The sequence below is a fragment of the Ameyamaea chiangmaiensis genome (assembly GCF_013376175.1).
Lineage (GTDB): Bacteria > Pseudomonadota > Alphaproteobacteria > Acetobacterales > Acetobacteraceae > Ameyamaea > Ameyamaea chiangmaiensis.
Map to the genome: position 1 here is coordinate 31,318 of NZ_JABXXR010000014.1, position 10,853 is coordinate 42,170.

General features: G+C 66.5%; 12 protein-coding genes. 10 read left to right on the forward strand and 2 right to left on the reverse strand.

Translation table 11 applies throughout. The features are described from left to right. Nucleotides 1-5: 5 nt before the first annotated feature. On the reverse strand, nt 6-419 hold the full coding sequence (locus HUK82_RS03800; protein ID WP_176612674.1) for a hypothetical protein: 414 nt from the start codon (nt 417-419) through the stop codon (nt 6-8). A gap of 113 nt (nt 420-532) precedes the next feature. Here HUK82_RS03800 and alkB point away from each other — a divergent pair, with 113 nt between their 5' ends. From alkB to HUK82_RS03850, 10 genes are all read left to right on the forward strand, one after another. Continuing rightward, nucleotides 533-1,201, forward strand: a complete 669-nt coding sequence (gene alkB / locus HUK82_RS03805; protein WP_176612675.1) for a DNA oxidative demethylase AlkB — start codon at nt 533-535, stop codon at nt 1,199-1,201. 131 nt (nt 1,202-1,332) lie between these two features. Beyond that, a complete protein-coding gene (locus HUK82_RS03810; protein WP_176612676.1) occupies nt 1,333-2,739 on the forward strand; it encodes a class II 3-deoxy-7-phosphoheptulonate synthase in 1,407 nt (468 codons plus the stop codon). A 127-nt stretch (nt 2,740-2,866) separates the two neighbouring features. Further along, the gene (locus tag HUK82_RS03815; protein ID WP_176612677.1) at nt 2,867-4,045 is read left to right on the forward strand and encodes a nicotinate phosphoribosyltransferase; all 1,179 of its coding nucleotides are present in this window, start codon (nt 2,867-2,869) and stop codon (nt 4,043-4,045) included. Then, nucleotides 4,038-4,403 carry a hypothetical protein gene (locus HUK82_RS03820; protein WP_176612678.1) on the forward strand — a complete coding sequence of 122 codons (366 nt, stop codon included), beginning with the start codon at nt 4,038-4,040 and terminating at the stop codon, nt 4,401-4,403. Before HUK82_RS03815 ends, HUK82_RS03820 begins: the two co-directional genes overlap by 8 nt. Before the next feature lie 39 nt (nt 4,404-4,442). Continuing rightward, nucleotides 4,443-5,537, forward strand: coding sequence for a retropepsin-like aspartic protease (locus HUK82_RS03825; protein WP_176612679.1), 1,095 nt, complete (start codon nt 4,443-4,445; stop codon nt 5,535-5,537). Between the two features lie 67 nt (nt 5,538-5,604). After that, a complete protein-coding gene (gene gltX / locus HUK82_RS03830; RefSeq protein ID WP_176612680.1) occupies nt 5,605-6,939 on the forward strand; it encodes a glutamate--tRNA ligase in 1,335 nt (444 codons plus the stop codon). After that, complete coding sequence (arsC, locus tag HUK82_RS03835; protein WP_176612681.1) at nt 6,936-7,283, forward strand: arsenate reductase (glutaredoxin); 348 nt, start codon at nt 6,936-6,938, stop codon at nt 7,281-7,283. The genes gltX and arsC overlap by 4 nt, the downstream gene beginning before the upstream one ends. Nucleotides 7,284-7,336: 53 nt before the next feature. Continuing rightward, complete coding sequence (locus HUK82_RS03840; RefSeq protein WP_176612682.1) at nt 7,337-8,341, forward strand: glycosyltransferase family 2 protein; 1,005 nt, start codon at nt 7,337-7,339, stop codon at nt 8,339-8,341. A gap of 25 nt (nt 8,342-8,366) precedes the next feature. Continuing rightward, nucleotides 8,367-9,620 carry an alkaline phosphatase family protein gene (locus HUK82_RS03845; protein ID WP_176612683.1) on the forward strand — a complete coding sequence of 418 codons (1,254 nt, stop codon included), beginning with the start codon at nt 8,367-8,369 and terminating at the stop codon, nt 9,618-9,620. Between the two features lie 24 nt (nt 9,621-9,644). Next, complete coding sequence (locus HUK82_RS03850) at nt 9,645-10,205, forward strand: histidine phosphatase family protein (RefSeq protein ID WP_176612684.1); 561 nt, start codon at nt 9,645-9,647, stop codon at nt 10,203-10,205. Here HUK82_RS03850 and cobS read toward each other — a convergent pair. After that, nucleotides 10,186-10,853 (reverse strand): adenosylcobinamide-GDP ribazoletransferase (gene cobS, locus HUK82_RS03855; protein WP_176612685.1); only part of this gene is annotated, 668 nt, incomplete at its 5' end. The genes HUK82_RS03850 and cobS overlap by 20 nt on opposite strands.

The following is a 10,853-nucleotide window of genomic DNA, read 5'->3' on the forward strand; positions in this document are numbered from 1 at the left end:
CGCGATCAGGGACCGCTGCTGCGCGGAGTCACCCAGCCGTTGCCGGTAGCATCGCCCAACTGGCCACTCCCGAACGGACCGTTCTCCTGATACGCCGAGCCGAAATTGGTCAGATTAGAGCCGGTGACTGCGTCGCGGTGGACGTTGGCGAGATGGTCCGGGTCGGGTCCATGATTGATTTCGTTGGACGGCGCGTCGGAATAACCGGGGGGGATGCTACGCCGACCGTGGACCGTCAGATGTTCGCCCCGGTTCGGCGTCGTCTGGCCCTGCGTCGATTGCGAGATCGCCCGATCGTCGGCGCTACTGCCGTCGGGTGCTGCGGATGCGTAGGGGGCACCGAGGCTCAGGCCGGCCGCCACGGTCAGAGCGGCGGTCAGAGCAGTCGTGTTCAGGGCGGCGAGGGGGCGCAGCGCCATGGTTCATTCCTTCGGGCGGTCTCGAGGCTGTTGCCTACCCGTAGACCATTTCGGCTGGCATCGGCAACGTGCCATCACGATATTGCCGTCATGCGAACAGGGGAGGGCCGGCGATGGACCTGTTGACACCATTGGGCCCGGGACCCCGGCACAGAGAGGGGCTGGAGGACGGAGCGGTACTGCTGCGTGGCTGGCTGGGCGGCCGCGAGGCCGCGATCATGGAGGCGATCGGCGATATTGCCCGGCGCTCGCCATTCCGCATGCTGACGACGCCCGGCGGCCGCACCATGTCCGTCGCTATGACCGGCTGCGGCACTCTGGGGTGGCATTCTGACCGACAGGGCTATCGATACGTGCCCGTTGATCCGACGACCGGCCGGCCTTGGCCCGCCATGCCCGAACTGCTGTCGGATGTAGCCCGGGAAGCCGCTGATGAGGCGGGCTATGCCAGCTTCGCGCCCGACGCGTGCCTGATCAACCGGTATGCGCCGGGCGCGCGCCTGTCCCTGCATCAGGACAGGGACGAGGACGCGTTGTCCGAACCGATCGTGTCGCTGTCCGTCGGGGTCGCGGCTACCTTTTTGTGGGGCGGCCTTGAACGGTCATCGCCGACGCGGCGGATACGGCTGGACAGCGGGGATGTCGTGGTGTGGGGCGGGCCCTCGCGGCTCGTGTATCATGGTGTCGCGGCCCTTGCGCGCGGATGGCACCCGCTGACCGGCGATAAACGGTTCAACGTGACGTTCCGGGCGGTCCGCCGTCCAGCGCCTCGGCCCTGCTGACCGATAACAGAGTCTTTGCTTTCCGGGGTCTTTTTCGACATAAAGCCTGCCCCGGGTCGCGGAACCGCGCCCCGGGCCGTAACCGTCTTTCATTGCTCGCCGCCTGGCGAGAGCGAACAGGAAACCGACCGATGAGTGCTATACTCAACTCTTCCAAGCTTACGCAGACGTCCTGGACGCCGGCGGGCTGGCGGTCGTTTCCAGCCAAGCAGATGCCATCCTATCCGGATATCGATGCCCTGGAGGCCGTTGAAGGGCGCCTGCGGCAGTACCCGCCGCTGGTGTTCGCCGGCGAGGCGCGCCGCCTGAAGGACGGCCTTGCCAAGGCGGCGCGCGGCGAGGCGTTCGTCCTGCAAGGTGGCGCCTGTGCCGAGAGCTTCAGCGAATTCACCGCCGATATCGTGCGCGACACGTTCCGCGTCCTGCTGCAGATGGCCGTGGTGCTGACGTTCGGCGCCAAGGTGCCGGTGGTCAAGCTGGGCCGTATGGCGGGCCAGTATGCCAAGCCGCGTTCGTCGGACATGGAGACGATCGACGGTGTCAGCCTGCCGTCCTATCGCGGTGACATCATCAATGGGCCGGCTTTCACGACCGAGGCGCGCGTGCCCGACCCGGTGCGGATGGAGACCGGCTACTTCCAGTCGGCCGGCGTGCTGAACCTTCTGCGCGCCTTCGCGACGGGCGGGTATGCGAACCTGCATGACGTGCATCGCTGGAACCTGGGCTTCGTCGAGCGGTCTCCGCTGGCCGAGCGTTATCGCGTGCTGGCGACCCGCATCGACGAGACGCTGTCGTTCATGGCCGCATGCGGCATCGATCCGAACTCGCCCAACGTGAACGAGACCGAATTCTATACCTCGCACGAGGCTCTGCTTTTGCCGTACGAGCAGGCCCTGACACGCGTCGATTCGACCAGTGGCGAGTGGTATGACTGCTCGGCGCATTTCGTGTGGATCGGTGACCGGACGCGCCAGCCCGACGGCGCGCATGTCGAGTTCTTGCGCGGCGTGCGCAATCCGATCGGTATCAAGGTCGGACCGACCACGACGGTCGAGGATCTGGAGCGTCTTCTGGACATCCTTAACCCATCCGACGAGGCCGGGCGGATCACGCTGATCTCGCGCATGGGTGCTGAGGGGGTGCAGAAGCATCTGCCGTCGCTTCTGCGCAAGGTGAACGCCACCGGCCGCACCGTAACGTGGCTGTGCGATCCCATGCACGGTAACACGGTAACGGTGGCGAACCGGATCAAGACACGGTCCTTTGACGCGATTCTTGAGGAGGTGCGCGGCTTCTTCGACGTCTTCGCGGCCGAAGGCGGTCGTCCGGGTGGCGTGCATGTGGAGATGACCGGCCAGAACGTGACCGAGTGCATGGGTGGTGCCCAGCGCCTGACCGAGGCCGATCTGGGCGACCGGTATGAGACATTCTGCGATCCGCGCCTGAACGCCGAGCAGTCGCTGGAAATGGCGTTCCTGATCGCGGAGGAGTTGACCACGCGTCTGGGCGATGCCGCGCGTCAGACCCGGGCGGCCTGACCGGCGCATGCCTGTCGGGCGCACCAGCCCGTCCGGCAGGCATGCCACTGGAAAAACCGGCGCAGGCGTGCCACGCAGGGTCTGACGAGGACGGCAAACGTCCCGGGACAGAAGGAAACGTATAGGCATGGCTGGGCACGAACCCGCGCCTCTGTTTGGCGCACGGCAGGCTCTGGACGACGCCACGATACGGGCGCGCACGGACTCCTATTTCAATCGCACGCATGAGATCGTCAGCCGCTTTGGCGACTGCTCGGTAACATACGCCTTTTTCCTCCGCAGGCCGGTCATCTCGGCGCCGCGCCTGATGTGCGCGTGGCTCGAAAACGTTGCCCGCGAACACGGCGAGGCGATCGACATCGAACTTGCCTATCCCGAGGGAGCCTGGGTAGGTGCGGGCGAGGCGCTGGTCTACGTCACCGGGTCGTTCGCCTTTCTCTCGCCGCTGGAGACGCTGGCGCTGCAGAAGCTCGGCCCGGCATGCGTTGCGGCGCATCACGCCTACCAGATGGCGGTCGCGCTGCCTGGTGTGAAGTTCCTGGCGATGGAGGCGCGCCACTGCGCCGGCTTCGAAATGCAGGAGCAGATGGCCTATGCCGCGTCCGTTGGCGGGGCGACCGCCAGAACGGATGGGGCCGTGGGCTTCATCGGCTGCGCCAACGATGCGACTGCGCATTTCTTCGGTGCCAAAAGTGGTCTCGGGACCATGCCGCACGCGCTGATCGGCTACGCGGGGTCGACCGTACGCGCCGCCGAAATGTTCCATGAGACCTATCCCGACAGCGATCTGGTGGCACTGGTCGACTATTTCGGACGCGAGGTGACCGACGGTCTGGCGATCTGCCGCCGCTTCCCCGAACTTGCCGCCGCCGGGCGGATCGCGCTGCGTCTGGATACGCACGGCGGACGGTTTCTCGAAGGACTCGATCCGCAGGAGTCCTATGCGGTTCTCGATCGCAATACGCCCGGCACCATTCGCCGCTATCGCTCGGAGAAGGAGTTGCGGCATCTGGTCGGCACCGGTGTCTCCGCCGCTGCGATCTGGCGCATGCGCGAGCAACTGGATCAGGCCGGGTTCGACCGGGTGCGTATCCTGGCGTCGTCCGGTTTCGACGTCGAAAAATGCGTCAGCATGGCCGACGCCCACGCGCCGATCGATGCGATCGGAACCGGATCGTTCATTCCGGCGACGTGGACCGAGACCTATGCCACGGCGGATATCGTTGCCTATAACGGGGAGCCGCGGGTCAAGATCGGACGAGAATTCCTGTTGCGGCAAAAAACGGAGAGAGCCACGCATGAGTGAAAGCCTGTTTGCGCCGGAGGGTGGCTGGGTCGTTCGGATCCTCGACCTCTCGGGTGCTTCGGACGACAACGTGACCGAGGAGATCAAGGGCTTTCCGGATCTCTTCCACGCCAACGCGTTCGCGCGCGCCTATGTGCGCGACAGCGTCGAACGTTGTCGGGCCGCGACGGGCGGCGTCGATGTGCTCAACGCCTGGTATGCTTACGGTGAAGACGCCGAGGTCAAGGACGCGGGCGAGAACGGCTGGCAGTCCGGTTCGGAAATCGCCGCCTTCGTCGGCACGGTCGCAACACCGATGGAGCGTGACTGGCGATCGCTCGACCCGCGTTCCGAACATGACGACGAAGACGAGGATTAGGACCGCGTGCGATTTCGGGGCCGCGCATATGAGGGGTGGTTGAGCCTCTGGCTGCTGGTCATGGGCGCGACGGCGGCGCGGGCTGATGATGTCGTACTGCCGCCCGAGGCCCGGGTGCCGCAGGCCTGCGCCGCGCATGTCATGACCATGCCGCTGCTGACACGGCGCGGCAGTCCGGCTGTGCCCGTGACGATCGACGGCCACCAGGGGGCGGCGTATCTGGGCTTCAGCCAGACGATGACGGGTGTATTCGAGCGTCCGGGCATTGCCTGGGACGCGGGTCAGAACGTCACGACCCGGACCGTCACGGGCTCGGCGGCGACGGTGACCGTTCAGGTCAGCGAACTGCGGATCGGGCGTGGCAAGACGGCGGCCTTTACCGCGATCGACATGGGCTATACCGCTGACGAACGTGTCGCCGGGCTGCCTGTTCTGGGCGTTGTCGGGAATGATATCCTTCAGGGCTACGACGTGCTGCTCGATATGCCGGGCCAGCGCGTCACCCTGTTCCGCGAGAGCGGTATCGCCGGTTGTCCGCCGCTGTCCGCATGGCTGGGGCATGGATCGGTCGCCATGCCGCTGCTGCGCGACGAGACGGGCAGCCCCGACCTGATGACCGTGATGCTGGGCGGGGCACCGGTCGGGATGCAGCTCGAACCCGGCTCCAACGCCTCGATCCTGCGGAGCGACGATGCGGCGGCGATCGGCATTGATGACAGGAGCCTGGCGTCCGACGATCGCGTACGGACACAGGCGGGGGGTGCCCTGCTCGGGCGGCGCCATCGCTTCACCGATGTCGCGATCGGGGGGTGGCGCGGGGGTGCTCTGGACATCGATATCGAGCCATCGCTGTACAATCTGATCGGCCTGCCGTTTTTCCGTGACCGTATCGTACTGGCCGCGTTCCCGACCGGCATGGTCTATTTCACCGGCGAGGCGATCGCGTCACCCGGTGTCGAGGCGACGGATGTGGGGCGAAGTCCCACGGCAAGCCGCCTCGCCACCGCGCGTGTCGGCGAGGAGGCCGCGCCCGTCGTCACGACGTCAGGCACCCCTACGGATGACGCGGGTCGCGCCCAAAGCCTGATTGACCATGCCGATGCCCTGATGCCGCCGGCCCCGCCCGTGCACTGAGGCGCCGGGTCGGCCTGGACCATCGTCCGGGCTGGTGTTTCGGCGACGGCCACGGCATAGAGGGCGCATGAAACTACGCTTCGCGCCCAGCCCCACGGGGTCCCTTCATGTCGGGAATGCCCGGCAGGCCATTGCGAACGCGCTCTACGCGCGCGGGCATGGCGGCCGCTTTCTCCTGCGGATCGACGACACGGACACGGAGCGCTCGCGCGAGAGCTTCGTCGACGGCATCCAGACCGACCTCACGTGGCTCGGCCTGCAATGGGACGAGTATGTCCGTCAGTCCGAGCGGCTGGACCGGTATGCCGCGGCGGTAGAGCACCTCAAGCAGAGCGGCCGACTCTATCCCTGCTTCGAGAGTGAACAGGAACTCGCCGCCAAGCGCGAGGCACGGATCCGCATGCGCAAGCCGCCGATCTATGATCGCGCCATGCTCAAGATGACGCCCGAGCAGCGCGCCCAGGCCGAAGCCAACGGCAAGGTGCCGTACTGGCGCTTCAAGCTCAGTGATACGACGGTCCGGTGGCGTGATGGCGTGATGGGGGACTGCACGGTCAAGCTGACGGCGCTGTCCGACCCCGTGCTGGTCCGTGCGGACGGGACGGTGCTGTATACGCTGGCGTCCGTTGTCGACGACCTCGAACTGGATGTGACCCATATCATCCGCGGCGAGGATCACGTCACCAACACGGGCGTCCAGATCGATATCGCGCGTGCGCTCGGCGCGCAGGGGGACACCTTTGCCTTCGCGCATCTGCCTCTGTTGCTGGATGAAGGCGGCGGCAAGCTGTCCAAGCGTTTCGATGGCCTGTCCCTGCGTACGCTGCGTCAGGACGGGCTCGACCCGTCGGCGATCGTGTCCTACCTCGCGCGGTTGGGGACGGCGGACAATCCGGCGCCGCTGTCCTTCGAGGAACTGGCGCAGAGCTATGACCTCGGGCGGGTGTCGCGTTCGGCGGCGCGTTTCGACATGCGGCAATTGCTGTCGCTGAACCGGCGCGTCATGCAGGCCACCCCGTTCGAGGCCGTGCGCGCCGAACTGCCCGACGGTGCGACGGAGGCATTCTGGCTGGCGGTGCGGGGCAATGTCGATCTGGTGACCGAGTTGCGCCATTGGTGGGATGTCGTGGCAGGCGAGATCGTCCCGGGCGTGGTCGAGGGGGACGGTGCGTTCCTGCGCCAGGCGATCGACTGCCTGCCGCCGGAGCCGTGGGACGGCAGCGCTTGGCCCGTGTGGACCGCCGCGCTGCGCGAAGCGACCGGGCGATCGGGCAAGGCGTTGTATCACCCACTGCGTGTGCTGTTGACGGGCGAGGAGAAGGGGCCGGACATGCGCGATCTTCTGCCGCTGATCGGGCGCTCGCGCGCGGTGGCGCGCCTTGAGACGGGCGCGCGCGCATGACCGTCGTTCTCTGGCACAACCCGCGCTGCCGCACCTCGCGCGAGGTTCTGGCGCTGATCGAGGGGCGGGGCATCACGCCCACCATCCGCTTTTATCTGGAGGATGTACCCGGCGTGGTCGAACTGGCCGAGGTGATCGGGCGTGCCGGCCTGAGCGTTCGCGATGCGATCCGGCGTAAGGAGCCGGCATTCGCGGCGCGTGGTCTGTCGGATCCCGCGCTGTCGGATGCCGACCTGCTGGAGGCGATGGTCGCCGACCCGATCCTGATCGAGCGACCCTTCGTGATCGCGCCCGGCGGCGTGCGACTGTGCCGCCCGGCGGCGCTGGTTGTGGATATTCTCTGACGGCCCACGACGTCGTCTGCGGGGAGGGGCAAGTGGCGGTTGTACGGTGCATCATGATGCAGCGAAACGAGTCGGCGCTGCTCGAACCGTGGATCCTGTATCACGCCGATCTGTTCGGAATGGCCAACCTGGAGATCATCGATCACGCATCCGATGATCCATGGGTGCTGGCGACATTGGCGCGGTATGAGGCGCAGGGTGTCACGGTTCACCGCCAGTATCGAGAGCCGTCTGACTTCCTGCGCAAGGGCGAGATCGTGCGGCAGGCGATCGAGGCGTGGGACCGCGAACGTGTGTACGACTATGCCCTGCCGCTGGACTGCGACGAATTCGTGGTCTTCTGTGATGCGCAGATCTCGTCCGATGCGACGCGTATCCATGATTATCTCGACCGGATACGCGATATACCCGCGACGCTGCACATCGAACGCATGTTCCTCAACGTTCCGGACGAACCGGGCTACTTCCTGCCGCAGGTGGTCGGGAAATCCCTGTTCCAGGCCGGTGCCATTCGCGCTCTGGACAACGGGTTTCATAACCCGGTCTCGTGCCACGAGGCCCACGGGCGCGTGCATCTGGGCGTGGTGCATCTTCACAACCGCGCTTTCGAGGATGTCCGCGCGCGTGCGGCGGAGAAGCTCGCGGGGCTTGTCGATATCAACGATCAGGAGGCCCTGCGCGGGTTTGATGGCGAGGGCCGACACCTGACGAGCTACTTTTTCATGGAAGAGACGTTCTTTCGTCTGCGCTACCGGCGCGAACCGGCCGTGTATGTCCCGGCCTTCCTGACCCATCTGAAGGGCCTTGGCATCTCATGGGCCGCCTGCTTCGGGTGCGAGCCGCGGCGGTTGCCACCCGTGTGCAACGCGCAGGGATTTCTGGTCCGCCTGCCGGAGGGCGATGACGCGACGCGACTGGTTTCGTTTCATGAAGGGTTCTATCTGGACCTGTATCCCGACGTGCGCGAGTCCGGGTTTTGGGCGCTGTCACATTTCATGAGCGTCGGTTATCGCGAGGGGCGCGCCGGTGCGCCGCCGGGCGCGGCGGGCAGGAATTAGGCCAGGTGGCCGGATGGGCAAGGAGATGATGATGCGTGTTGGTGGGCTGCTGATCGGGTGTGGACTGGCTATGGTCGCCGGACTGGCCGGGAATGTCGCACACGCGGCGTCCGATAGGGGGCTTGAAGGTGTGCCGCATTACGACAATATCGTCGTTGTCATGATGGAAAACCGTCAGTTCGGCCAGATCATCGACGCATCGCCCGCCACATCACCGCACATGACGGCCCTGTCGCACCGGTTTAATGTCGCGACGCAGTATTACGGCATTTCCCACGTCAGCCAGACGAACTACATCGCGCTGACCGCTGGCGACCAGCAGAACATCATCGACGACGACCCCTGGTATTGCGAACCGGACGGCCAGCCCCTGCCGCGCGACAAGGCAATCGTCGGCGGCGCGCCAGACGAGCAGGACATGGGCACGCTGTGCGCGGGCCACACCCGCAAGGACACGCCCTATCCCGCGCACCATTTCACGGTGCCGAACTTTTTCGCCCAGCTCGACCAGGCCGGTATCTCGTGGTCGATGTATGTCCAGTCGGTGCCGCTCGACCCCAAGACGGGACGCACCATGCCCGAGGTGCCGTACTATCCGACCAAGGCCATGGCGCCGGAGTTGTACGCCCTGTATGCGGTCAAGCATAATCCGTCGATGAACATGGACGATATCCGCAGTCGACCGGATATTTTCGCCCGCAACCAGACGGATACGGCATTTTTCGCGCAGGCCCGGGCCGGAACATTGCCGCGGTTCTCCTATGTCATTCCGGACCAGTGTCACGACGACCATGGACCCTACGGCAGTCTGGCCAATGCGCCCCAATGCCGGAGCAACGGTTCAGGTCCTTCGGGGCTGCTGACGTCGGGCGATAATTACGTGCAGTCCGTGGTGGACGCGGTCATGGCGTCGCCCGTCTGGTCGTCGCGGAAAAACGTCGCGATCGTCGTGACCTATGACGAGGACGACTATGGAAGTGCCGGGATTCAGGGGTGCTGCGGCTTTCACCCGGCCGATCTGGCCAAGGGGCGCGTGGGGCCGGTCAATCAGGGCGGCGGCCGGGTTCCGACCATCGTCATCACCAATCACGGCGTGAAAGGCGTGCGCGACGACACGCCTTACAACCATTATTCGCTTCTGCGGACGATGGAAGACGCCTTCGGCATCGGTACGTATGTCGGCCACGCCGCCGAACGCGTGCCGGTTCAGCCCGAGGACGGATCGTTCGTGCAGACGCCCGTCCTGCCGATGGTGCCTCTGTTCAGACTGGCGCGCTGACCGCGCCGCGCAAGGCCTGCTGACGTGACGACGGGCACACGACCGCAGCACATCATCATGGTGCGCCACCCGCCGGTCGCGGTTCCCGATGGGGTCTGCTACGGGCGTCTGGACGTGCCGCTGCGGCCGGGGTGGGAAGGCTGGGCACGCGCCCTTGCCGGGGCGGTGGCGGATGCACGGCCGGAGCGGTTGTTGTGTTCACCCGCGCAACGCTGCGTGTTGCCAGCTGGTGTGATGGGCCATGTGCTGGGCCTGGACGCGACGATCGAACCGCGTCTGGCGGAACTCGATTTCGGCACGTGGGAGGGGCAGCCGTGGGACCATATCGATCGCGCCGGTCTCGATCGCTGGGCCGCCGCGCCCGAGACGTTCGCGATGCCGTCCGGCGAGTCGGCCTCCGACCTTCAGGCGCGCGTGAGGGCCGTGTGGGACGAACTGCGGATGGACGGTCGGTCGACCATGATCGTGACCCATGGCGGCCCACTGCGTTATCTGCTCGCCTGGGCCGAGGAGCGCGTGCCTGACCCGTGCGCGGCCCCACCGGTCCCCGGCGCGATGGAGCGTTTCAGCCTGCCGCCGCGCTGAGCGCCGACAAGGCGACGCATTCGCTCAGGACAACGGTCGCGCCCAGCGTGTCGCCGGTGTAACCGCCCAGCCGCCGTCGGCATGTGCCGGACAGCCACAACGACACAACGAGGACCGACGCCAAGGCCACCACGGCGGGGCGAGCGGGAAGGATCAGAGCGTTCGGCAGCAGGATCACCGCCGTCACGACCGCAAGGCCCGTCCAGGCCGGGCGTCGAAGCGTGGAAGCCAGCCCGTCCGCCCGGGCCGGGGCTAGGCACAGCAGCGGCACGGCCATGGCGCTCCGGGACAGAGCCCCTGAGAACAGCAGCGCCGGGAGCAGAGCCGGCGCTGGCAAGGCGGCGAGTGCGGCCGCCCGGATACCGAAACCCAGGCAAAGCGCGACCGCGCCGTATCCCCCGATCCGGCTGTCGCGCATGATCTCCAGCCGTCGCGCGGGGGTGCGTCCTCCGAACAGGCCGTCCGCCGTGTCCGCCAGCCCGTCTTCGTGCAGGGCACCGGTCAGCAGGCTCTGCGCGACCAGCGCCCAGAACGCGGCCACAAGCGGCGGCAGCGTCGCCGCGCGCAATGCGTATGCCACGCTACCGCCGCAAGCGCCGACCAACGCGCCGACCAGCGGCCACGCCCACACCGTGCGGCCCAGAGGCG